Annotated in this window: 15 protein-coding genes; 5 read left to right on the top strand and 10 right to left on the bottom strand. The window is 43.9% G+C overall.

The features are described from left to right. The 3 genes from JFC07_RS06965 to JFC07_RS06975 all read left to right on the top strand — a co-directional run. On the top strand, window positions 1-4,927 hold a 4,927-nt coding region (locus JFC07_RS06965; RefSeq protein ID WP_198328728.1), incomplete at its 5' end, for a BapA/Bap/LapF family large adhesin. Window positions 4,928-5,238: 311 nt separating this feature from the next. Then, entirely contained in the window at window positions 5,239-5,589 is a 351-nt protein-coding gene (locus tag JFC07_RS06970) for an IS630 transposase-related protein (protein ID WP_198328729.1), read from the top strand. A 91-nt stretch (window positions 5,590-5,680) separates the two neighbouring features. Beyond that, the gene (locus JFC07_RS06975) at window positions 5,681-6,103 is read left to right on the top strand and encodes a rhodanese-like domain-containing protein (protein WP_227678270.1); all 423 of its coding nucleotides are present in this window, start codon (window positions 5,681-5,683) and stop codon (window positions 6,101-6,103) included. A 1,169-nt stretch (window positions 6,104-7,272) separates the two neighbouring features. On the opposite strand, the gene JFC07_RS06980 is transcribed toward JFC07_RS06975, so the two are convergent. The 4 genes from JFC07_RS06980 to JFC07_RS06995 form a co-directional block, all read right to left on the bottom strand. Beyond that, on the bottom strand, window positions 7,273-8,775 hold the full coding sequence (locus tag JFC07_RS06980; protein WP_068406030.1) for a tripartite tricarboxylate transporter permease: 1,503 nt from the start codon (window positions 8,773-8,775) through the stop codon (window positions 7,273-7,275). A gap of 5 nt (window positions 8,776-8,780) precedes the next feature. Continuing rightward, window positions 8,781-9,236 carry a tripartite tricarboxylate transporter TctB family protein gene (locus JFC07_RS06985; RefSeq protein ID WP_068406033.1) on the bottom strand — a complete coding sequence of 152 codons (456 nt, stop codon included), beginning with the start codon at window positions 9,234-9,236 and terminating at the stop codon, window positions 8,781-8,783. 117 nt (window positions 9,237-9,353) lie between these two features. Further along, window positions 9,354-10,391 (bottom strand): Bug family tripartite tricarboxylate transporter substrate binding protein, encoded by a 1,038-nt coding sequence (locus JFC07_RS06990; RefSeq protein WP_068406035.1) that lies wholly within the window; start codon window positions 10,389-10,391, stop codon window positions 9,354-9,356. Between the two features lie 300 nt (window positions 10,392-10,691). Then, window positions 10,692-11,981: an SLC13 family permease gene (locus tag JFC07_RS06995; RefSeq protein WP_198328731.1), complete on the bottom strand. Its 1,290-nt coding sequence runs from the start codon at window positions 11,979-11,981 to the stop codon at window positions 10,692-10,694. A 297-nt stretch (window positions 11,982-12,278) separates the two neighbouring features. On the opposite strand from JFC07_RS06995, the gene JFC07_RS07000 reads away from it, so the two are divergent. Beyond that, the gene (locus tag JFC07_RS07000; RefSeq protein ID WP_068406079.1) at window positions 12,279-13,004 is read left to right on the top strand and encodes a GntR family transcriptional regulator; all 726 of its coding nucleotides are present in this window, start codon (window positions 12,279-12,281) and stop codon (window positions 13,002-13,004) included. A 37-nt stretch (window positions 13,005-13,041) separates the two neighbouring features. Here the strand turns inward: JFC07_RS07000 and JFC07_RS07005 are convergent, their stop codons facing one another. Continuing rightward, entirely contained in the window at window positions 13,042-13,815 is a 774-nt protein-coding gene (locus tag JFC07_RS07005; RefSeq protein ID WP_180952535.1) for a sulfite exporter TauE/SafE family protein, read from the bottom strand. 425 nt (window positions 13,816-14,240) lie between these two features. Between JFC07_RS07005 and JFC07_RS07010 the strand changes: the two genes are divergently transcribed. Then, window positions 14,241-15,218 (top strand): glutathione S-transferase family protein, encoded by a 978-nt coding sequence (locus JFC07_RS07010; RefSeq protein WP_198328732.1) that lies wholly within the window; start codon window positions 14,241-14,243, stop codon window positions 15,216-15,218. A gap of 93 nt (window positions 15,219-15,311) precedes the next feature. Here JFC07_RS07010 and hemB read toward each other — a convergent pair whose 3' ends face one another. From hemB to JFC07_RS07035, 5 genes are all read right to left on the bottom strand, one after another. Further along, the gene (gene hemB, locus JFC07_RS07015) at window positions 15,312-16,319 is read right to left on the bottom strand and encodes a porphobilinogen synthase (protein WP_102076928.1); all 1,008 of its coding nucleotides are present in this window, start codon (window positions 16,317-16,319) and stop codon (window positions 15,312-15,314) included. A 252-nt stretch (window positions 16,320-16,571) separates the two neighbouring features. Then, window positions 16,572-18,383, bottom strand: a complete 1,812-nt coding sequence (locus tag JFC07_RS07020; protein WP_198328733.1) for an efflux transporter outer membrane subunit — start codon at window positions 18,381-18,383, stop codon at window positions 16,572-16,574. After that, complete coding sequence (locus JFC07_RS07025; RefSeq protein ID WP_198328734.1) at window positions 18,380-21,628, bottom strand: efflux RND transporter permease subunit; 3,249 nt, start codon at window positions 21,626-21,628, stop codon at window positions 18,380-18,382. The genes JFC07_RS07020 and JFC07_RS07025 overlap by 4 nt, the downstream gene beginning before the upstream one ends. Window positions 21,629-21,662: 34 nt before the next feature. After that, window positions 21,663-23,057, bottom strand: a complete 1,395-nt coding sequence (locus tag JFC07_RS07030; RefSeq protein WP_068406062.1) for an efflux RND transporter periplasmic adaptor subunit — start codon at window positions 23,055-23,057, stop codon at window positions 21,663-21,665. 683 nt (window positions 23,058-23,740) lie between these two features. After that, window positions 23,741-24,670, bottom strand: coding sequence for a polyprenyl synthetase family protein (locus JFC07_RS07035; RefSeq protein WP_198328746.1), 930 nt, complete (start codon window positions 24,668-24,670; stop codon window positions 23,741-23,743). Between the last annotated feature and the right edge of the window lie 700 nt (window positions 24,671-25,370).

Below are 25,370 nucleotides of genomic sequence, written 5' to 3' on the forward strand. Positions count from 1 at the left end.
AGACGTTACCTTGACAGACGAGGCAGGAAATACTTCTGATCCAACCAGTTCCATTGCCCCAGACTTAACTGCCCCAAACGCCCCAACCAGTATCATCGTTGGTAATGATGACGGCTTCCTTAACGAAGAAGAGATTGATGTAGATGGCAACGTAGACGCTATTATCGGCCTACCAGACAACGCCATTGCAGGCGACACCGTCATCGTCAATGGTCAAGACCAGGCCTTAACGCCTGATGACATCAGCGCAAAAGAAATCACCGTCAAAGTACCTGCACCTGCTGAGGGTGAGTCGCTTAACATCACCGCCACTATCAAAGATGCGGCGGGTAATGAGTCACAACCCTTAAACAAGAATGTGGGTGTGGTGGATACCGAAGCCCCTGACGCCCCAATAAATGACTTCACCATTACAGATAACGTCGCCAATGACGGTAGTGGCGATGTTTTAGAGCCGCCAGAAATCATTCCAGCAGATGGTGTCACTAATGACAACACCCCAAGTATTACGATTCCTGCTGGTACATTAGGCGCTGACGAAACGGCGCAGTTGATCATCGATGGTGAAGTGGTCGAAGCAACCATCGTAGACAACGCTGATGGCAGCCTCACATTGACACCGAACAACGCCTTAACAGATGGCGCACATGATCTGAGTTATAACCTAAAGGATGCAGCAGGAAACGTAAGTGGCAGTGGACCTGTGGTCAACGTTACTGTCGACACCACCGCCCCAGGTGAACAAGACGGCGCCACCCAAGTTGCTCCAGTCATAGCCATAGCAGAAGCTGAGAACGGTGTTAATGCTGACGAGATTGCCGACGGCATTCAAACCGAAGTTACGTTGCCGACAGGTACCCTAGAAGGGGATATCATTACTTTAACCGTGACCCCAGTGGGTGGTACACCAATACAAATTACTCACGTTGTCACTGATACTGAAGCGACAACTGGACTCTCAGAAGTTACGATGCCCAATGACCTAAATGGCATCACTGAAGATGGTGGTTATAGTATCGTAGCTACCGTCACAGACCAAGCAGGGAACAGCAGTGCGCCGAGTGATCCCTTTGACTTTACGGTAGATACAGCGGCTGAGCTTACTATCGACACCCCCATTGCAGGTGATAACGTCGTCAATGCTGATGAGGCGGCTACTGGTTTTGATATCACTGGTACTGGCACGGCAGGCGATACGATTGCTTTAACCAATGCAGCGGGCGCCTTGGTTGGTACCGTTGTGGTTGCAGCCAATGGCCAATGGTCCATTCCGGTCACGCAAACAGACATTGATGCCATGGGAGAGGGGGCAGAGTCATTGACCATCACCGCCACAGACCCAGCAGGTAACGTAAGCTCTGAGACCGCCGACATTACCATCGTGCCAGCGACGGCGTTGACCATTACCACTCCAATCGCAGGTGATAACCTTGTCAATGCTGACGAAGCAGGTACTGGTTTTGATGTCACAGGTACAGGTGCGGCAGGTGACACCATCACATTGACCAACCAAACAGGCGCTCTGATTGATACTGTGGTTGTGGGTCCCGATAATAGATGGAGTATTACTATTGATTCAGCGCAAGTGCCTGCTATGGGAGAGGGCGTAGAGACTCTAACAGCGACCTCTGGCTCTGATACGGCTAGCGCCACGATCACCATTGATACCGCCGCTCCCGATGATACGACGACCGATATTGTCGTTGACGACGTGACCGCTGACAACGTTATTAATGCTATCGAGGCTGAGGGCAATATCGCGGTTACGGGCAGCGTGACGGGTGATTATAGTGAGGGCGATGCCTTGACGATAACGGTCAATGGTATTGAATATGCAGGCGCTGTAGATTTCGCTGGCAGCTTTAGTATCGAAGTGCCCGGCGCTGAGCTTGTGGCAGATGCTGATAACACTATTGAGGTCAGTATTAGCGCAACGGATGAAGCAGGCAATACAGGCATTGTCACTACCACCAAAGACTATGCTGTCAATACAGATGAGATCATCGCCGCCGCTGATAATTTTGTCGATTTTCAGCTCGATGCTACGCCATTAGAAATAGTAAACGACACACCATCAGATTTGAATAAAACAGGGTTTACTCTTGTCGGTGCAAGCTTAGGTCCTGTATTAGGCGCAGGTGTGGTCGCTGATGTCGTTGACAACTCAGTGGTACTCGAGGTGGGTGAGGATCAAGTCCGTGAAGTGACTGTCAAGGGCAATGCAGGCGGTGTACAGGTCGCAGGCACCATGAATCTGAATTTATACAAACTCAATGAGTCTACCGGTGAGTGGGAGCTACAGGCAGTCAAAGAAAACTGGGTAGTGTCTTATCTGCTAGGCGGCGTGTCTGAACCGGCTGACTTTAGCTTGGATGAAGGCCAGTGGCTGTTTGTCATGTCTGGTAATGAAGGTATCTCAGCATTGACGGGTTATACGCTACAATTTGAAAAAGATGTTGTTTTAGACTACTCCGAAGCAACAGCGGTTAGCGGCTCAGTGACAGGAGACCTCTTAGCGGATGATGATGCGAGCTTTAGTTACGATGAGCTACCAATTGGTACCACGGTGACCTCCATCACCTCATCTACTGGCACACAAGCCCTTGAATCAGGCGAGACAACGATTCAAGGACAATATGGCACCTTGACCATAGCGCCTGATGGCAGCTATGAGTATAGTGTCAATGAAGACTTCCGCGGGCCTTATGGCAGTGAGGAGCGCTTTACTTATACCATTGCGTCGCCTGATGGTAATACCGACTCTGCAGATCTCACCATTGAGTTAAACATCCTCCCCGCCGATAAACAAGTTAAGATCGATGAGAATCTTGTGGTCGATGCAGAGCCAACGGTCATCTTAGACACAGAGAACTCTGAGATTAAAGACGCTGTCGGCTTTGGGGTTTTGGATTTGAGTTTTGGCTCATCGTCCGTCCTAGATCTTGAGCTACTAGGCGGTAAGCCGCCACTTGAGTTTAGCGTGGGTGACAATCAGGTGCGTGAGCTTACCTTGCATGGTAGCGCAGGCGGCGTAGAGATTGCAAAAACCTATAGCATGGCAGTTTATAAGCTCAACGAAGATACTGGACAGTATGAGCAAGTTCACTTTGAAAAAAACTGGTTTAATGCGCCATTACTTGGTGGTAGGTCAGACCCGTTGACTTTGCAGTTTGGTGAAGGTGACTATAAGGCTGTGTTATTGACCGCAGGCGGCGTGGGAGTGCTCAGCGGCAATGGTCTGTATGTGGATCATGACACCATCTATGATTATGACCAGCCCTCGAAATTTACAGGTGAGATCACAGGAGATGCCACTCCTGATGTGGGTACTGTGATACTCAAAGTAGGCGAAGAGGCGGTCACCTCAAACGCTCCTATGACTTATCAGGGCAAGTACGGGCAGCTAGTCATCGATGCCAATGGCGAGTACACCTATAGCGTAAACAACAACGCTAGTGATCCTAACTGGCAGCCGCCCTATGGCGAGGTCGACTCATTTAGACTGGTGACTAAGGACGCAAATGGTAATGCGGCTGTCGAAACCTTAAACATCAAGATTAGCACGCATACGGCGGTTGATGATTTTAATGAAGTGGCAGTACAAATGCAAAATACCGTCACCAACATCAACTTTAATGAGCCAGATAAAGTAGGTAATTATGGCAAGTCTTACACTAAAGAGTTTGAGATCGCTGAACATGATGCCGCCGCTCCGGTTATCATAGAAGCGACTGCCAGATCTACTAATATCGCTTTTGGTGATAATGTCACCATTACCTATACTTTGCTAAATACCACAACTGGTCAGAGCTTTGTGGGCTCAGTGGAAGGGACAAAGGCAGGAGCATCCTTGAGCGACTCATTACCTGATTTGCCTGCAGGCAATTATGAGCTGACCATTACGACAAACAAAGGTAACTTGCAGAGTATCGGTTTTGACACCACAGTCATTCATTCAGCGGATTATACCGCTAGTGATGTGATGGCTATCAGTGGCTCTTTGATTGCTGGTAACGATAATGACCAAGGCATAGATAACATTACCGAGCTAAAAGTTGACAGTAAGTCAGTCTTCATTAGCGACCCTAATCAAGGTGCACAATCGATTGATATCAAAGGCCTGTATGGCACTTTGACTGTCTCTAAAGATGGTAGTTATAGCTATTTGCCAAATGGTGAAAGCTTTGGGATTGAGCGCTTTACTTATGAGACTAATTCTGTGACAGGTGTCAAAGAGACTGCAACCTTAGAGATCAATGTTGGCAAAAACATTACGGCCTCTATTTATGATGATGTTGCCATCAGCTCCGCCGCTAATGATAGCTTCATCATGGGCGAAGGCGCTGATACTTTAGTCTTTGGTAATCTAGGGACAGAAAACGGCGGCAATGGTAATAACGGTCTGGATACTTGGAATGACTTTAGCGCTGTTCAAGGCGATACGATCGATGTGACAGGACTGCTCGATGGCAACCAAACGGCAGCAAATATCGGTGACTACCTGACCTATGAAAATGGTGTCCTCATGGTCGACCGCAACGGCAACGCTGAGTTTGAGGGGCTGTTAGAAGTGACGGCGACCGACTTAGATGAGTTGTTGGGTAGTATAGAGTGGGAGGCTGGCGCTGCTGGTATCGCTGAATTTAATCTCGATGCGCTTAATGGCTTATCTATCGACGCTAGCGAGGGCTCTAAAGCCATGATGATGGATTCAGAGACTTCTATCGGTTTGTCAGATATCTTCGAAAACGAAACTATAGAGGTGCAAAGTATGAGCACCAATACTGAGGGCTCAGCAGTAGATGGTTTGCAGGGAAGCCAGCAATCTGCGACAGATAATCAAGCAGCGCTATATGATGCTTGGCAGCCAAGCAATTATTCAAGCTTACCAAATGATATCGGCACAGATATGCAAAATATTATCTAATCGTTATTGGTATCAAATCATATGCTGTATTCAAAACGCTTCCAAAAGGGAAGCGTTTTTTATTTTGTTAATAGCGATGAGGTTTTTTGAATATTCAGATATCAAGATTATTAATAGAGAAAATTGTACTAATCTAGATAAAAACCAATCCTTTTCTATAGTAAATTTAAATTTATATATAATAAACTAAAGTATGATTTTTTATTATAAATATAATTTATTTTCTAGAGGATTATAAAGTTTCTAAACATATTCTAATCCAAATAAAACCGATACAATATTTATAACAATCTTAATTAATAAAATAAACGATGACTTATTCAATCGACTATCGCAAACAGGTACTTTCTAGTAACGCTGATGGTATGACCATAAGAGAAGCTGCGCTATTTTATGGACTTAGCACCAGCACCATTCACAGCTGGCAGAAGAATTTAGCTCCTAAAACAACCAGAAATAAAGCCCCAACTAAAATACCTGATGACGCATTGATTGAAGACGTAAAAAGATACCCAGATGATTATAACTATGAAAGAGCTCGTCGCTTGAACTGTAGTAAGACAGATATCTTTAATGCTTTAAAGCGTCTTGGTATCAGTCAAAAAAAAGACCTTGGAACATCCAAAAGCCTGTCCGATCAAAAGAGCGATATACCACAGTAAGCTCGGTTTTATTGCTCCTGCTATTGCGGAAGATGCCCTATCAGTAACCCCATAATCTGTTTGAAATCTCGTACAAAAAAATCCTGACTAGATGTTGTTCATTGATATCAGAGATCCTGTGGAAATTATGTTTATCGGGTCTACCGATGCTGTGAATATCAATATTCCCTTCAAGCTGGTAGATCGCAAGCAGGTTAATGAAGATAAGGCTATTTTTATGATGCAGAGCAATCCGAATTTTGCTAGCGAAGTTGAAAAGGCTCTTAAGGCTAAAGGTCTTGATAAAGATGCTCTGATAGTGACCATGTGTCGCTCAGGCTCTGAATGTGGCAAGTCTAGCGCCGATTACCTGCTCACTCAAGGCTTTTCAAACATGAAGTATATCGATCATGGTTTTCAAGGTAGTGCAGTAAAGGAAGGTGTCATGAAGGGATTTCGTATAATAAATGGGTGGCAAAATTCTAAACTGCCGTGGTCACCAAAGATTGATGCTACCAAGATCAACAAACCTTGATTTATTATCAGTGTTAAATTGAATTACCGTTTCTCTTCTTTAGGTAATGACAAATAGTCGTTAACACGGTGCGGTCTGACGGTTTGTTAATGGCTCTATTCGTAATCAATAAAGACAATTTTAGACGCAACATACTTCCAAAATCACCATTTGGCATCTATTATGCTTTAAAGCTTATAAATGAAGTATCAGTTGGGATGTTGCTCCAATAGTTGCCGCCTCTGCCATACTTTGTGTCATACCATCATAAATTGCACGAATTCAGCGAATATTTTGTTGGTGTAATAGAATCTCTGACCCAAATGAAACAGCATGTCATTTGGTATCATGAGCGGCACGATACGCCAACTGTAGCCCTTCAACAGTCGCCCGCTGTCAGGAGAGTCTGACTAACTTGGAATTCTCGAGAATATTAATTTTCTTGGGCAATACTGTTTTCCTTCTTCAAGTAAGCATAAGCTCTTGTCAGCTGACTAAGTGGAGGGATAGTCTTATGTTGCTTTCATCAATATGCGAACGGCTCGATCTTTAATTTCAGGAGTATGAGTTTATCTTTGCATTGTCGTATTCTCTCGGAATTTTGAGTCTCCGAGAATCCCAAGGCGATTCAGTATACGAATACAAATAACAGTAGAGCAGCCTAAATAATAAGCTAAACAAAGATATTTTTTACAAGGAATAGTCTTAACTGGCGATGGAGTGGAGGTAAAAAGACTAAAAAAAACGGTGCCTAAAAATGTGTTAAACTTTATTTTACAACGAATGACTTAGTTATTTTATAATTGTATTGTGGCTGTAGGTCAATAGAATAAGTATATGTAAGATAATATCGTATTATATTATTTAGTCGACCAACCTTGACATGGTAGAGGTCGCTAGTTCGAATCTAGTTACGCCTACCAGATTCGAAAGCCCCAATCTTGATGATTGGGGCTTTTTTTATGCCCGTTTTACAAGCGTTGTAGCAGGAAATATCTGCACCAAACATTTTATAAACACAGTTAGATAATCAGCTCCGCACGATTCAAAAAGACGACATTAGCTAATGCAATGGTTATGTTTTTTGTAGGAAAATTAGACGATAGACGCTAATTTTCATAAAAAAATGGTGATCATACTTAAAGTACAACCACCACAGCAGAGTGTTTCAAAAACAGAATCGCTAAAAACTAAACAGCAGGCTTAAATTTTCTACGATAGATACTTCGCAACACTGGCATAAACACCATTAAAATAGCCAATAACCATAACACCATAGTGATAGGGCTGCCCCACAGAATACTTAGCTCACCTTGAGAAATAGATAGCGCGCGTCTTAAGTTAGATTCCATCAGCTCGCCCAAAACATAACCTAAAATAAGCGCTGATAATGGGAAGTTTAACTTACGTAAGAAATAACCGAACACCCCGAGTGCGACCATAAAGACCAGATCAAAAGTCGTACTATGAATCGAGTATACGCCAACAAAGCTGACCGCAGCAATTGCTGGTACTAAGATATAATTTGGCACGTTTAGCAATTTTGCAAATAAGCCAACCAATGGAATATTCATTACCAGCAAAATAACGTTACAGATAAATAAAGAGGCAATCAGACCCCAAACGATATCAGGCTGCTCGGTAAATAACTGCGGACCTGGTGTGATGTTATATAGAGTCAATGCGCCCATCATGACCGCTGTGGTACCTGAACCTGGCACACCTAAAGTCAGCATAGGCACAAACGAGCCACAAGCTGAGGCATTATTCGCTGCCTCTGGCGATGCAACACCGCGCAGATCACCGTCGCCAAACGTACCTTTATCACCAGCGATTTTGCGTTCACTGGCATAAGTCATGGCGCTTGCAATAGTAGCCCCTGCACCTGGCAAGATACCAACGACAAAGCCCATTAAACCACTACGTAACATCGCGCCCAAGGTAAACATAAACTCTTTAAGGTTTAATAAACTACGCTTACCTTGCTCAATGACCTTGTGTCCAGTAGTAGTTTTTTCGAGTAAGATTAAGATTTCACTGACACTGAAAAAACCAATTACAATGGTGGTAAATTGGATGCCATCAGATAGATTGACCGAATCAAAAGTAAAGCGGTAAATCCCTGTAACCGCATCGACACCAACCGTCGCCAAACCAAGACCGATTAGAGCGGCAATACCAGTTTTAACCGGTTGATCACCGACCAAACCGCTTAGACACGTAATAGCAAATACCATCAATACAAAATATTCGGCGGGCCCAAATGATATGGCCCACTTGGCTAATAACGGGGCAAATAAAACCACACCGATCGTGGCAATCGTTGCACCAATGAAGGAACTAACGGCGGATAAAGACAGTGCAATACCAGCTTTGCCTTGTTTGGCTAATGGATAACCATCTAACGTCGTCATAATAGCGCCAGCATCACCTGGTACGTTGATAAGAATGGCGGAGATACGACCACCATATTCACAACCAAGATAGACGGCGGCAAGTAAGATGAGCGCACTTTCTGGTGGTAATCCTAAAGCAAAGGCGAAAGGCAGTAATATCGCCACACCGTTAATAGGACCAAGTCCAGGCAACATACCGACAATGGTACCCAAAAAAGCACCGATAAGTGCAATCAGTAAGTTCTCTGGGGTAGATGCAATAGCGAAACCATGCATCAAAAAATCAAAAGTATCCATACTGGCTATCCTATTATCCCTGATAACAATCCAAGTGGTAATTTGACATCCAAAAGTATGTCAAATAAGACGTATAAGCCAATACTGATTAACACTGAAAAGATAAAGCTTTTAAGCGGGTTGCCAGCAAATAGTAAACCTACGGCAAAGGACATCAGAATGGTGGCAACAATAAAGCCCAGTACCTCAAAAATCAAACCATAGACAAGTAACGCAAGCGCACAAAGTACTAAGTTTCTAATGATTGGTTTGGTGAGCCCTAATTCTATCGGCTTGGTAAAGCTTGCTGGACGAAAAGCAACAACTAGCGCGCCAAATGCCAGCAATGAAAAAATTAAAATCGGGTAAGGGCGAGGGCCGATGGGATCGTAGGCAATAGGGGCGACATAGCCAATGGCTAGGTATATCAAAAATAAGCTCACCAGTGCCATTAGCCCAGAAAACAGACGTTCCATAGTCATAATAGGACTCCTAGAATGTTAGGGCAAAAAGGCTGGCATCTCTATTTTCTGCCAGCCTTTTGAGAATACGATTAAACTTTAGTATTCAATCAATAACGTGATTGAACACCAAGCTCACTATTTGGCTTCAGCCTCAACAAGACCGTATTCAGCAGACAACTCACGAAGCTCGCCCGTACGCTTATAAACATACTCTTGTAGCTCTTCACCGGTCATAGAGAACGGCAATAATTCTTGCTGTTCACGTAGCTCAGCAAATTTTGGATCGGCAAGCATCTTATCAAAGGCGTCCTTCCACCAGTTATAAGCACTTGGGCTCACATCTGGACCCATGTAGTAACCACGAACGACCGGCCACGTGACATCATAGCCTTGCTCTTTAGCAGTAGGAATATCGCTCATAGTGCCATCCAACCTTTCATCGGCAAATACGGCTAGGACGCGCAATTTGCCAGCAGTGGTTTGCGGCATAAGCTCGGCAATGCCAGCACTAACGGCGGTGATGTGATTACCCATGACCGCTGTGATTGCTTCACCGCCACCTTCCATCGCCACATACGTCATGTCGTTAGGATTGACGCCAACGGCTTTGGCCAATATGGCAGTTTGCATCCAATCTTGACCACCGACACTACCGCCCGCGCCGAAGCTGACTGATTTTGGATTTGTTTTTAGAACCTTAACCAAATCATCTAAAGTTTTGATGTCTGAATCCGCATTGACGGCGACAGCGCCATAATCTGTGCCGACACCGGCTAGCCATTTCACATCTTTTTCAGTGAATTTACCAAATTTACCTTGTGATAAATTAAGAATAGAGCCGGTTGAGAAGGCAATAATGGCATCACCATTATCACGATCATTGGCAACGATTTTGTTATAAGCAACCGCACCAACCCCGCCTGGCATATAAGTCACGCGCATAGGATCCTTTAAGATGCCAGTGTCTTTCAAACCCGCTTGAGCAAGCTTACAAGTCAAGTCGAAGCCGCCGCCTGGCTTGGCAGGTGCGATACATTCAGGACGTGAAGGAGCAGTCAGCTCACTTGAGCCATCTGTCGCGGCTGCATCTGTACTGGTCGTTTCATTAGCGTTGTTACAGGCAGTCAAAGATAGAATAGATAGGCCAAGAGCCAGATAGGAAAGTTTTTTCACACGACACTCCTTGTGTGTATATTTGTACTAAAGTTTCAATAGAATTCTGATCGGCGCAACCCGTTATTAATGTTTGAAGCTACGATCAGACTAACGAAGTTTCTGCATTTCATCAAAATATGTTTTTTTGTCACTGTATAAAAGTAACAGAATATTTTGTAAATGACAAGAAACATATGTATGTCTGTATGAATTTTATTATACTATAGAGACGCATAAGGGTATTGACTATTATTCTTATGCTTAGCTTTCAGTTATAAATAACAAACACTTTTATAGCTTTCTCTTATTTATAAGGCATTAAAAGATAAGTTGGATCACTAAGATTGCTATTATCCCAACACAGATGTCTAAGGGCACAGCTTTGAATAACAGAGCAGTAAAGAGCTTATTTTTTTCTATAACGACTTGAGAGGCGCCTAACATGAGACTACCACCTGATGAAAAAGGTGACAGTGATGAGCTTTGCGCGCCCACAACAATACAGGTAAAGAGTAATAAAGGACTTATGCCAGAGGCAACGGCTAGGGGTAACACTATAGGAAACAAAGTAGGGGCGACGACGCCAAGTGTACTGGCAAATACGGACATGATTGCGCTGATAACGAAGACTAGCGTCGGTATCAACCAGATAGGGACGTTGGTACTGAGCCATTCGGTGAGCTCGTAAATGACCCCTACCTCTACACCGAGGCGAATCAACATACCGACACCGCAAATCATAATAAGCGTATTCCAAGGTATGAGTGCTATCACTGCTCTTTCGTCGCCTAACTTTAAAAATAGGCTGATTAAAGCAAAAATAACCGCGATAAAACCAATATCGATCCGAGCGTTCAAAAACTCAATCGCTGATATTTGCGGCATGAGCAGATTTAAAACAGGGACAATCAGTACAGTCGCCATCATGATAAAAATCAGCATAATAGATTGTTTTTGCTTACTATCAAAAGGCTCTGGCATTGTCGTTTCAATCGAGATTTTGCTATTTTTGGCATTGAACACGCTATAGCCACCTAAGAGAATTACAGGTATGACAAAAGTAGCAGCGAAAACCCCTAAAATATAAGTAAAGCTATTATCATTGGCAACGCCTGCGCCGCGCATCAGCTCTCTAAAGATAACGCCGCTTTGTGAGGTAATAAAGTTAGCACCGGCGAGCGCGCCATAATTGACAGATAAGGTGGCAATAACGATGTTTAAATTGGTACGTTTAGACAAAAGCAGAATCATCGGTGCCATTGTCGCCAAAACGGTGTAATAGCCTGCGCCTAAGCCTGCGACAACTGTAGCAACAAAAAAGATAATCAATGGCAAAAATGCTGGAAAATGACGACACCTATAGATTAAATGATTCGATAATTTCTCTAACGCACCGTTTGCGAGAGGGAAGTTATAAAAAAGCGTCACAGCAAAAATAACAAAGAAGATTTTTAGCGGCCATAGCTCAATAATCTCATAAGCCTTTAGACCCATACCGAAACAACCAATCAGATACGAAAACGCAATAGCAAACAAGCCGATATTGATTTTGGTGGTATAGCCTAAAATAATGCATATTACGATGGCTGCGAGAATATAAAGTGTCACAACTGCCCCTTGATTTTAACGGTATGAATTCTATAAAAAGCCATAGCAGCTTTTATAGAGTAAAAAGCAGTACGCTAATATCGAAAAATAACTTTATAAACGATAAGTCAAATAAGCCTTAGCAGCGCCTCTAATTAAGTAGAATGATAGCAAAAAAACTCATATGAATTAGATAAGGTTGATAATAACAAGCGGATCAAAAATACCTATTAAAACGATTAGAATAGTCTTACTTTTACGGCAATAATGTCGCTTAAAAAAATCGAGTTATTAAAAATTTTCCATGACGGTGAAACAATGATAGACAATTTCAAAAACTTTAAAATGCCACGATATGAGCAGGTAAGATGGCACATACAAACCTTACTGACAGAGAGCAAGTGGGATGAAAACACACCTTTACCTAGCGAGCAAGAGTTTGCTGATAAATATCAGGTATCGGTAGGCACCGTGCGTAAAGCGGTTGAAAAACTGGTGGAGGAAGGGGTTTTAATAAAACAGCAGGGCAGAGGGACGTTTTTAAAGCGTCCAGATTTTAATAGCTCATTATTAAGGTTTTTTAAATTTCGTGATAAAGAATCTGGTTATGTTACGCCAACGGGAATAATTAAAAAAATCTCAGTGATAGACGCGATTGATGATATTAACCAAAAATTAGATATAGATGAACATGAAGCGCTCATTTATATAGAGCGGGTTCGTATTGTCGAAGATAAAGTCTTACTGAGTGAAAAGATATGGCTTCCTAAAAACTGTTACGAAGCCTTTGCAAACTTGGCGCCTGAAGATTTTGAGAATCTTCTTTATCCTTTTTATTATACAAAATGTGGTCAGTTTGTGTCGTCTGCCGTCGAGACGCTATTTTTTATAACCAATCATATAGACCCTTATTTAGGCAATAATAAACAAGAAAGTTTGGTTAAAGTATGCCGTATTGCCAAAAATTTAGAGGGTGACCCTATCGAGTATAGGGAGTCATATGGACTGGCAGGGAAATTTAGTTATGAAATCAATATCATTTAATCATTATGATAGACCGTCAATAAAACCAAATGACTTATTAAAACAGCACATTGACGTTTCTTATTATCATTATCAGCCCACTAATAACCATGAGTATGAGTAGCATTATTCTAAACTGACTAATCGTCATTCCCGCTAAAAAATGCTTACCAATGATATTGCCGACGACCGCACCTAACCCTAGTACCAGTCCATATAGCCAAAGTCTGGCAGGGAATACGCCAAAGAAAGCGTAGCCGCCGATTTGCATGATACCCACAAAAAAGGAGTTGGCAGTTTTAGTAGCAATCAGGTTTTCTTTTTCTAGCCCAGCATTCATATAAAAAGGGTTGAGTATAGGTCCGAGACCACCGACCAAAGTACTCATAAAAGCAATGACAAAACCCAAAGGTATAAAGCCGAATTTTGGCATATCAAAGGTTTTATCGACTTTACCGAACCTATATTGGAAAATGGTCGATACCAAAAATACGCCAACCAATAACTGAATCCACCCTGCATCCAAGCGACTAAATACCAAGGCGGCAAGCCATGCCCCTACAATGGCACTAGGAACATAGTATCTGGTCAAGGACCAATCAATGTCATGCCAAAATAGATAGAGCCGTGAGGCATTGCTAATAAGCGTGGCCAAATTGATCACGGGAGGCGTAACGGCTGTTCCTATCATTGAAGAGGTGACAGGTATCAATAGCATGGCCCCGCCGCCGCCAGACACCGTAGAGATGATAAAAGCGACCATGCCAGCGACAAATAAGCCTGCCAAGTGCCAATTCGGGATGGTGTGCAATAGCTCTAAAACACTGGTCACTATAAAATCCTATTCCATCAAATTCTAAAGTATCTTAAATGACTGATAGTATGAGTAGTCGAGGTGTTTAATCTAGTAATCTACTTTATTAAGGCCTCTAAAATGCAAACTGCGGCAATACCCCGTAAAACTAATAATAGCTCAGTTCAAAATAACTGGTATTTAATGCTGTTTGGAAGAGACTTACATTATCTTAATCTTTGATAAAGTATAGTGGCACCAACGCTTGCTCATTGTTGTTCCGCCAGACCTGCTAGCCATTAAGCTTTGTTTGAGAGACGAACAAAGCTTAATGGCTAGGCAACATAGAAATGTTACTATAACTCTTAAAGCTAATAACGATGACAGTTATTTAATGCTGATTGTTTGCTAGCAGTCGTTTTTAGTATCCATTCATTTAAAACTAAAATAATTAGGAGCAAAACATGGGCTTATTGGTCGATGGTCAATGGCAAGATAAATGGTATGACACCGAGGCGAGCGGTGGACGCTTTGTACGCGAAGATGCTGGTTTTAGAAACTGGGTAACAGCGGACGGTAGTGCAGGCCCAACCGGCGTGGGTGGCTTTAAAGCCGAAGCCAATCGCTATCATTTATATGTCTCGCTTGCCTGTCCTTGGGCACACCGCACCACGATTTATCGCAAGCTCAAAGGCTTGGAAGATATGATTTCGCTGTCTGTTGTGCATCCGTTTATGGGCGATAAAGGTTGGACGTTTGCAGAAGGTGCTGGCGTGATTGCCGATCCGATTGTCAATGCCAGCTATTTATATGAAGTATATGTCGCTGCCAAGCCTGATTATACCGGACGCGTCACAGTGCCAATATTATGGGACAAAAAAACCAATACCATCGTCAGTAATGAATCCTCTGAAATCATTCGGATGTTAAATTCTGCTTTTGATGAAGCAGGGGCGACGGACGTTAATTTTTTACCAAAAGCGTTGCTCGCAGAAATCGATACGATTAATGAATTCGTGTATTCAGCGGTGAATAACGGCGTGTATAAAGCAGGGTTTGCCACAACCGAAGCTGCGTACAAAGAAGCGGTAGTGACGCTATTTGACGCGCTTGATACGTTAGAGGCACGTTTGGCTGACCAACGTTACTTGCTCGGTGATACGATTACTGAGGCCGATTGGCGCTTATTTACCACGCTAGTACGGTTCGATGCGGTATATGTTGGGCATTTTAAATGTAATATCCGCCGTATTGTTGATTATCCCAATCTTTGGGGTTATCTGCGTGATTTATATCAGGTGCCCGGTATCGCCGAGACGGTCAGTATCGAGCATATCAAGGCGCATTATTATACCAGTCACGCCAACATTAATCCCACGCGTATTATCCCTGTCGGTCCCGTGCTTGATTTTAACGAACCTCATGACCGTGCACGTTTCTAGCTTTTATTGAGCTTTTTAAATTAAGCTAAAAAAAACCGCGCTAGCTTGTATATAAGCTGGCGCGGTTCTTTGTATAAAACGATTTAATTTATATTAAGCGTTATTCAACTGACGAGCCGCTTCTAGGGCAAAATAAGTCAAAATCCCATCAGCGCCTGCACGGCGGAAACCAATCAAGGATTCCAAAATCACCGCATCGGTTAGCCAGCCGTTTTGAATAGCAGCCATATGCATGGCGTATTCACCAGACACTTGATACGCAAAGGTTGGTACGCCAAAGGTGTTTTTAACTTCACGAATTAGGTCTAAGTACGGCTGACCCGGTTTAATCATCACCATATCAGCCCCCTCATTGATATCCATGGCAACTTCGTGCAGCGCTTCGGCGCGGTTGCCAAAGTCCATCTGATATTGCTTTTTATGCCCACCTTTTAAGTTGCCGGCACTCCCAACGGCATCACGGAACGGACCGTAGTAAGCAGAAGCATATTTGGCAGAGTAGGCCATGATAGCGGTGTTGACAAAGCCTTCAGCTTCAAAGGCATCACGCATAGCTTTGATACGCCCATCCATCATATCACTTGGCGAGATGATATCAGCGCCTGCACGGGCATGTACAAGCGCTTGCTTGACCAAGACTTCGACCGTTTCATCATTGACCACATAGCCTGAGTCATCGAGCAGACCGTCTTGACCGTGAGAGGTATAAGGGTCTAGCGCCACATCAGTCATTACCACCATTTCTGGTACGGCATCTTTGACTGCTTTGACGGCGCGCGCGCTTAAGCCATTTTCATCATAAGCCGATTTGCCATCAGGCGTTTTTAATGAATTATCAATGACAGGGAAGATATCGATAGTGGTGACGCCCTCTGCTAATAATTCTTTGGCATAATTAATCAACAGATCAATCGATAGGCGCTCAACGCCGGGCATACTAGCTATGGCTTCGCGCTTGTTTTCGCCTTCTAAAACAAATACGGGTGCGATAAAGTGCTTAGGATGCAGCTCAACTTCACGAATCATCGCGCGGACGTTATCGTTATAACGCAAGCGACGCAAGCGGGTTTCAGGGAATTGACGGTTAAAAGTATAAGTCATGAGGTTTCCTTATTTGATTTTAAGCATGGTTATTTATAAGCTTTATTAAGCAAGCTGTTTTAAAGACTGGTTTTTATAAGATTGGTATCATTAAGAGAATAAAAAGGCCGTTGGTATAATGTTGTACGATAACTGGCACTACTATAACCAATAGTGACTATCGAAAGCAAAAAGCCCTACCAAGTCGGTAGGGCTGATTGTAGATATCGACTATCAAGGTGAGGAAAATTTTCCCACAACCTTTAGAGCTACTTAACGCTCATTAATCTGCGTGACCGGTACTTGCTCAACATTGGCCTCTTTCGTAGTGGTTTTTTCAGTGACCACGCCTACAGCAGCGTCTGTCTTGCCATCATTATTGACATCGACAACAGCCGTTGGGTTAAAAGTTGCTTTCTCTATTGGCTGTGCCTGCTTAATTGCTTGCGCTTCTTGTGCAGAAGCCACGCGAGCTGAGCTGGCAGCTTCGATAGCATCGACCGCTTTGGCTTTATTGCTATTGGCCGGTAGATTGACCAATTGCACTAAGTTTTTATGCGGTACAGGAATGACGGTTGGCACATCAAGATTAGCACCGCCACCTAGCACTTGATAAAGCTCGATTTGGCTGATGATTTTTTGTAGCTCTAAGTCCAAGATACCTTGCTGCGTTGAGAATAGCGAACGCTGCGCATCGAGTACATCTAGGTAGTTGGCAATACCCGCTTTAAAGCGCGCATCGGCAATCTGATACGTTTGTTCAAAGTTGTCTTGCAGACGGTACTGCGCGGCCAACTGGTCGCCCAATGTCGCGCGTGTCGCTAGGACGTCCGATACTTCACGGAAAGCGGTTTGAATAGAGCGCTCGTAGTTTGCCAGCGTCTGTTCGCGCTCAATTTTCGCCACATCATAATTGGCATCTAAACGGCCCGCATCAAAAATAGGCACGCTAATACTTGGACCAAATGACCAGCCAACCGAACCACTCTTGAATAGGTCATCCAAACTGCCACTACTCACACCCACGCTACTGGCTAAGCTAATAGATGGGAAGTAAGAGGCTCGCGCTACTTCGATATTGGCACCAGCGGCTTTTAGACTGTACTCTGCTTCCAATACATCAGGGCGATAGCGCAGCAATTCACTTGGTAAGCCAGCGCTAAATATCTGCTGGCTTGTGATATTGCTAACTGCAGGCGCTGGAATAAGATTGGTTGGAATGGGTCCACCGACCAAAAACTGCAGCGCATTACGCGATCTTAAAATACTGCTTTGCGCCTGTAAAACGGCAAGTCTGGCATTCTCTAGTGACGCACTGGCTTGCAAAGACGGCAGTTTAGGGTCAATACCAGCTTCAAAGCGTTTATCAGCGATAAATAGAGACTTCTCACGGCTTTCGACCGTTGCTTCAGCCAGTTTTAACTGCGCAAGGCTATAGCTCAAATTGGCATAGCTTTGAGCTATATTACTAATCAAGCTGATTTGGGTAGTGTCTTTCGCTGCCGTAGTCGCTAAGAAGTTCTGTAACGCCTGCTCTTTTAAGCTGGCGATTTTACCCCAAAAATCTAACTCATAGTTGGCCAAGCCAAGATTGACATTATATGAGCTGTTAGGGTTTTTATCCGTTCTGTTTTGCGCTTGGCGCGTATAACCACCGCTACCATCAATTCTAGGCAGGTCATTGAGATCGGTAATTTGATATTGCGCGCGTGCTTTCTCAATGGCCAAACGCGCACTTTCAAAGTCTTTGTTGTTCTCTAAACCTAACGCAATCAGACCTTTTAAGCGCTCGTCGCTGTAAAACTCCTGCCAGCGCTGCCCAGCGATACTGGCCTGATTGGCGCTGCTGACCGTTTCTTTGTCGAACGCGCCATAGGTTTGCTCGATAGGCACGTTTGGTTCAGCAAGCACAGGGCGCATATCCGCTTTTGGAATGGTATTACAAGCAGCCATGCTCAACGCTAAGGCGGTAAGGCCAATGAGGCGACCGCCATTTTTACGCAGTACTGCTAGCGCTGGTTGGGCAGTGGTAGCTATAGAGACTACCGCTGCTGAGTTTAAAGTAAAGTTTTTTTGAGCACTCATTGTATATTATCTCCAAAGCTTGCAGGCTGATAACTATCAGAAGGCATTGGGTCAGAAGGTGTTGGATTTTGCGGACCAGGTGTGCCGTCGTTACCATCATCTCTATCGTTCGGTTTATTATTCTCATATTTGTAAGGGAATAAACTACGTACCCAAATAAAGAACATTGGAATAAAGAAGATACCTAAGATAGTTGCGGTGACAACACCACCTACCACGCTGGTACCAATGGCGTTTTGACTGCCTGAGCCCGGACCTGTGGCGATGAATAATGGCACAACACCAAGTCCAAACGCAAGTGAGGTCATGATAATTGGACGCAGACGTTGACGCGCCGCTATCATAACCGCTTCTTTTAGCGTATTACCTTCTTCTTGATGCTCTTTTGCAAACTCAATAATCAAGATAGCGTTTTTGGCTGATAGACCAACGACCGTTAGTAGACCAACTTGCAAGTAGATATCGTTATTAAAGCCGCGTAGCCAGGTAAATATCACCGCACCTAGCACCCCAAGCGGGATGACCAATAGTACAGAGAAGGGGATAGACCAGCTTTCATATAGAGCGGCGAGACATAAGAATACCACCAAGATCGATAGGGCATAAAGCATCGGCGCTTGGGCACCTGACTTTTGCTCTTCAAGTGACATACCTGTCCACTCGTAGCCGATACCTTCAGGTAGCTTTTGCATCATCGCTTCCATCGAGCTCATCGCCTCACCCGTACTAAGACCAGGGGCGGCGCTACCTTGGATATTCATTGACGGTAAGCTGTTATAACGGGTCAGACGCGGTGAGCCTGATTGCCATTCACTGCTTGAGAACGCATCAAATGGAATCATTTCACCGGCATCATTACGTACATACCATTTGCCGATATCATCAGGATTGGTACGACTGCTTGGCTCGCCTTGGACAAACACGCGCTTAATACGACCACGGTCAACGAAGTCATTGATATAGCTTGAACCCCAAGCGGTAGAAATCACGCTATTAATATTAGCCAATGACAGTCCATAAGCAGCGGCTTGTTCTTGATTGATATTAATTTTTAACTGCGGCGCATCTTCTTGGCCGTTTGGACGCACGCCCGTTACTTGATCGTTTTGCGCAGCCATACCGAGCAGCATATTACGTGCTTCGAGTAAGCCTTCATGGCCGACGTTACCTGTATCTTGAATCATCAAATCAAAACCACTGGCATTACCTAGTTCGGTAATAGCTGGTGGTACAATTGCAAAGACTTGTGCTTCATTTAACTGAGTAAAGAAATAACCCATCGCTCGACCAGCGACCGCTTGCGCGGTATTTTCATCGCCGCTTCGCTCTGCCCAGTCTGTCAAACGTACGAAAGCCAGACCCATATTTTGACCTTGACCGGCGAAACTGAAGCCTGCCACAGAGAACACAGACGCCACGTTGTCTTTTTCTTGGGTTTCATAGTAGTTGGTGACTTTTTCTAGTACCGCTTCCGTTTCATCAAGCGTCGCCCCAGCAGGAAGCTGTACTAAGGTAAACATAATACCTTGGTCTTCCTCGGGTAAAAACGAGCCCGGAATACGTAAGAATACCACGGCCATGACGCCGATAATGGCGGCATAACCGATTAAGTATAACCACTTAAATTTAAAGCTTTTACCGACAGAACTTTCATACTTACGGCTGACTTTATAAAAAGAGCGGTTAAACCAACCGAAGAAACCTTTTTGCTCTTCAGTAGATCCTTTCTCGTGGCTCTTACTACGTTTTAGCAAGGTCACACATAGGGCAGGGGTAAAGATAAGCGCCACTAATGCTGACAGTACCATGGCGGTAATCAAGGTAATGGAGAACTGACGATAAATGACACCGGTTGAGCCACCAAAGAAGGCCATCGGTACGAAAACGGCCGATAGAATCAAGGCGATACCGACAACGATTTTACTAATCTCGCCCATCGATTGTATGGTCGCGTCTTTAATGGAAATATGAGGGTCTTCTTCCAAGATACGCTCAACGTTTTCGACGACCACGATGGCGTCATCGACCAGTAGACCAATGGACAATACTAAAGCAAACATGGTCAATACGTTGATACTAAAGCCAGCAATATATAAGACGGCAAAAGTACCTAGTAATACCACGGGTACAGCAAGCGTTGGAATAATGGTCGCGCGCCAGTTCTGTAAGAAAATGAACATGACGATAAAGACTAAAACAATCGCTTCGATTAGTGTTTTGACCACTTGCTCAATAGACAAACGTACAAATGGCGTGGTGTCATAAGGGACAACGGTCGTCAGATTTTTTGGGAAGTTCTGTTCAAGCTCCGCCATACGAGCGCCAACGGCTTCACGAGTTTCAAGCGCGTTTGCACCACCCGCCAAGGAAATACCGAGACCAGCGGAACTCTGCCCATTATAAAGCGCAGTCACACTGTAGTTTTCACTGCCGATTTCAACTTTTGCAACGTCACCTAGGCGAACCTTTGCCCCAGAGGTATCGGTTTTTAATAAGATGTTTTTAAATTCTTCAGGGGTTTGTAAATAGCTTTGCACGGTAACCGTGGCGTTAATAACCTGTCGATCCGTATCTGCAGGCGCTTGTCCTAATTGGCCAGCAGACACCTGCGCGTTTTGCGCACGTACGGCATTGACCACATCAGCTGGCACCAAGTTATAACTACGTAGCAGCGAAGGATCAAGCCAGATACGCATGGCATAGGCTGAACCAAACACCTGCACTTCACCAACACCTTCGACACGGCTGAGCTGGTCAACGACGTTTGAGTTGATATAGTCAGCAATATCGCTGTTATCCATACTGCCGTCTTCAGAGATAAACCCTTGTACCATTAAAAAGCTACTAGAGGATTTATTGACGTTGACGCCTTGACGCTGTACGGACTCAGGGAGTGAGCTCATCGCGGCTTGCAGTTTGTTCTGTACCTGTACCTGTGCGGTATCAGGATCGGTACCGTTTTCAAAGGTAAGCGTTACAGATGCGCCACCATTTGACGAGCTCGATGATGACATATACAACAAGCCATCAAGCCCTTTCATACGTTGTTCGATAATCTGAACCACTGAATCTTCAACGGTCTGCGCGTTCGCACCAGGATAGCTTGCGCTCACCGAAATGGTTGGCGGTGCAATGCGTGGATACTGCTCAATCGGTAGGTTAATAACCGATATTACCCCGATGAGCATGACCAAAATAGCCATCACCCAAGCAAAAATAGGGCGATCAATAAAAAAACGTGACATAGTATATTCCTAGTCTTCCTATCTTTGAATGGAATTAGTTAGCGGTAGATTCTGCTGGTTTTTTAGCAGAGGTATCTTTACTAGCTGGCTTATCCATCGCTTTTGCGGCTTGCTGCGGCGTTTGAGCAGTTGGCGCGCCCGGCTTAGCAGGGGCAGCATTTGGATTTTCTAAAGGTTTGGCGACGACTTCTTGCTCAGGTTTGACTTTTGAGCCACCGATCACCACCACTTTATCCCCTGCTTTTAAGCCATCAGTGACGACCCATTGATCTTTGTAGGTGCCATTAATAGTGACAGGACGTACTTGGATTTTGTTATTTTCATCAACGATATAAACTTGTGTTTCGCTTTTCGGTGTCCGCATTACTGCGCTTTGTGGCACTAAAGCGGCGTTAGTGATGACGCTTTGAGTCAAGCGCGCACTGACATACATACCCGGCAACAAGATATTATTCTTATTAGGGAAGACTGCACGTAAGGTCACAGCACCTGTTGATTCATCAACTTTTGCTTCTGATAATGCCAGCTCGCCACGTACCGGATACGTTGAGCCGTCCTCTAATACCAACTCAACCGAATTCATACCTGCTTGTGCTTTACCAGCAGAAATTTGCTGGCGTAGTTTCAGCAGCTCAGAGGATGACTGGCTGATATCGACATAGATAGGATCTAAGCGCGAGATGGTCACTAAAGGATCTGGTTGTCCGGCGCTAACCAAGGTACCAGCAGTAACGCTAGAGCGGTCAGTACGACCTGCGAGCGGCGCTCGTACGATAGTACGATTAAGGTCTAGTGTACTGGCTTGTAAGTTTGCTTTTGCCGTTTGGATACCAGCTTTAGCGCTCTCAATACCCGCTTCGGTTTGCCCAATCGCCGCACGCGCGCTTTCGACTGCTGCTTGCGCCGTACGAACTTGGGTAACCGCTTGGTCGTATTGCTGCTTTGAGATGGCATCAATTTCGATCAAGCCTTGCAAGCGATTTAAGTCATTTTGTGCTTGCGATAAAGACGCTTGGCGACTGACCAGCTCAGCTTTGGCATTGGCGTTGTTTGCTAACGCCGTCTGATAATTGGCTTCAGCTTGTTGAATGGCCGCCTGCCCACTGGTGATAGACGTCGCGTAGTTATCGGTATTGATACGGTATAAAGGTTGGTCTTTTTTGACGTTGCTGCCTTCGCGGAACAACACCTCGTCAATAATTCCGTTTACTTGTGGGCGAACGTCGGCGGTTTGGTAAGCGGCGGTACGACCAGCAAAGGTTTGTACTTGCGGTACGGTATCTAGAGTGACAGTCTGAACGTTGACGACGGCAGGTGGCATCTGCTGCTGCGCCGCTGCCCCAGCTGCGTCCTCATTTTTATCACAGCCGACCAATACAGCGCCAGATAGTACAGATGCTATTACAAGCGCAAGAGTAGAGTGCTTCATCAATGTCCTCGGCAATATAAATATCATATAATAATTACAGTTTAAAAAGTTTATGGATAAATCTTAACGAAGTAAATATGAAACGTAATATGTCTTTACCGCTGTTAGAGTTCATTACTAAATAGATAATATAATAACTAAACACAGAACAATCGGCTAAGCAGATTTAAAGTAATGCATGATTATAAACTATAGGGTATACCCCACAGTCAAGATGCAAAAAAAACCTTCATCTACCTTGTGATAAGCTCATTTCTCAATAAAGATTTAACAACCATTGATAATACAAGCGTAACCATCTAAATACTTCGTAAGATTGGTAATGAATACCGTGCCAAAATATTGTTAAATTTTGTTTTTTTAAATACGATTTAAGGATAGTAGCAAGAAAACCATATAAAAATACAGTAGAAAATGGCATGTACAGAAAAACGGTGTTTTAGCAATACTTAAGTGTGAACGCTAAAATTTCAGGGAAAAATAAGAACAATTGAACGAAGAAAGCGATGGGTAATGAGAAAGCTGCGTGTATAGCAACCTTATTTTCTCATTTTATTTATTTTGTTATTATAAAGTACAACTTAACTAGAAATTAAATGGTCACATACTTTTTTTATTGATGCCTAAACATTTTAAGCATCAATAATATTTTTAAGCATCTATAATATATAGGCTAGCAATATTTACACTAACCGCGCGCTGGCAAGTTCAGTCAGCTGATATAGCCCTTGACGGTAGCGGTTGTCAGGTAAGCTGCTTAGCGCTTGCTGAGCCAGTTTGGTTTCTTCCAAAGCACGCTTTTTACAGTATTCAAGCGAACCTGACTGACGGACGAGCTCGATAAGCTGCTCAGCGTTTGGCGTTTTACCCGTTTGCACTGCAAGTCGTAATTGCTTATAGCCTGCTTTATCGCTGTCTTTTAATAATTCAAGCGCCTTGATGGTTGGCAATGTAGGTTTACCTTCTGCCAAATCATCGCCCAAATTCTTGCCCATCACTTCACTATCGCCACTGTAGTCGAGTACATCATCGACGATTTGAAAAGCGTTACCGAAGTGTTGACCAAAATCAGCCAATGCTTGCAAGTGCTCGGTTTTATTTTGCAAAATAGCCGCGCCTTGGGTCGCCATCATAAATAAGCGCGAGGTTTTGCCATCGATAATATTGAGGTAGTCTTGTTCAGTGGCTGCAGGGTTATGCTGATGCTGTAGCTGTAAGACTTCGCCCTCAGCAATATCACAGGTGCCATCGGAGAAGACCTGCAATAACGGCAAGCTTTGAAAACCAACCAACAGATTAAAAGCGCGAGCAATCAAATAGTCGCCGACCAGCACAGCAGTGGCGTTGTCCCAAGTGGCATTAGCCGTTGGTTTGCCTCGGCGTTGACCTGACTCATCAATCACATCATCATGTACCAAGGTTGCCGTATGCAGCATCTCAGTAATCGCCGCCAGATGCATCGCTTGCTGCGATGGCTCGTCGTTAAACATACGGGCGCACAATAAGGTAATCAGCGGGCGCATACGTTTGCCACCAGCATTGATTACATGCTGCGAGACGCTCATTACCAGTTGCACTTTAGAATTCAAACTGCCAAAGACTTGCTTATCCATAATCTCAAAATCGTTAGCAACGATACTTTGGATATTAGCATAGCTTAGCGTATCAGCAGAGCTTGGCGTACTGGTTAGAACGTTTAATGGCGTGGTCGAGGGTGCGGCGGCGTTCGATAAAGAATTACTGGTCATAATAAGTCGTCATACTAATGAAAAATGGGTTTAGATAGCGGTCTATTTATAATAATGCTTGCAGCAAATAATAGTTAGGCTAGCGTTTGACGCATAATAGCATAGCTGTTTAGGTCAATGGTTGATTTAAGTATAGCAGAAAGTAAGTTAGGACTTTTAATATAGCGACGTGTTGTCCTTTTGATTTCTATCATTTTTAAAAGTTAACTGGTTAGATTTTTTTAATGAGCCACTTACATTAGCAATATTTTATTAATAATAGTCGTTAATAAGGTTTATATTTACAAAAAACTGTAAGTTACTGATTATATAAGCTATAATAGCGGCTGTTGGATTTTAACCCATTCGCGTTTGATATAGTGTATCTACATAGAGCGGTTTATCTTAACATCGGTAGTCACTACCTTTGCCAGTGAAATCTATCGCTTTTTTAGAGACGTATATCAATCGCTATGATTGTTATTACCACCTTGCAAAAACAAGAGGCGCGGCTTGCTTTTATGAGTAAAAAGCCGTAAAATCTTGCCTTTAATTTTTCCCTGTCGTGTTCGTTATTGAAGCGTTG

It is taken from the genome of Psychrobacter faecalis, from assembly GCF_016107575.1.
In the GTDB taxonomy this organism is placed as follows: Bacteria; Pseudomonadota; Gammaproteobacteria; order Pseudomonadales; family Moraxellaceae; genus Psychrobacter; species Psychrobacter faecalis.

Excerpts from the sequence above, each read along its gene's own strand:
- JFC07_RS06970 (WP_198328729.1), top strand. The coding sequence starts at position 5,239 with ATGACTTATTCAATCGACTATCGCAAACAGGTACTTTCTAGTAACGCT.
- JFC07_RS06975 (WP_227678270.1), top strand. The coding sequence starts at position 5,681 with ATGTTGTTCATTGATATCAGAGATCCTGTGGAAATTATGTTTATCGGG.
- JFC07_RS06980 (WP_068406030.1), bottom strand. The coding sequence starts at position 8,775 with ATGGATACTTTTGATTTTTTGATGCATGGTTTCGCTATTGCATCTACC.
- JFC07_RS06985 (WP_068406033.1), bottom strand. The coding sequence starts at position 9,236 with ATGACTATGGAACGTCTGTTTTCTGGGCTAATGGCACTGGTGAGCTTA.
- JFC07_RS07000 (WP_068406079.1), top strand. The coding sequence starts at position 12,279 with ATGATAGACAATTTCAAAAACTTTAAAATGCCACGATATGAGCAGGTA.
- JFC07_RS07010 (WP_198328732.1), top strand. The coding sequence starts at position 14,241 with ATGGGCTTATTGGTCGATGGTCAATGGCAAGATAAATGGTATGACACC.
- hemB (WP_102076928.1), bottom strand. The coding sequence starts at position 16,319 with ATGACTTATACTTTTAACCGTCAATTCCCTGAAACCCGCTTGCGTCGC.
- JFC07_RS07020 (WP_198328733.1), bottom strand. The coding sequence starts at position 18,383 with ATGAGTGCTCAAAAAAACTTTACTTTAAACTCAGCAGCGGTAGTCTCT.
- JFC07_RS07025 (WP_198328734.1), bottom strand. The coding sequence starts at position 21,628 with ATGTCACGTTTTTTTATTGATCGCCCTATTTTTGCTTGGGTGATGGCT.
- JFC07_RS07030 (WP_068406062.1), bottom strand. The coding sequence starts at position 23,057 with ATGAAGCACTCTACTCTTGCGCTTGTAATAGCATCTGTACTATCTGGC.
- JFC07_RS07035 (WP_198328746.1), bottom strand. The coding sequence starts at position 24,670 with ATGGATAAGCAAGTCTTTGGCAGTTTGAATTCTAAAGTGCAACTGGTA.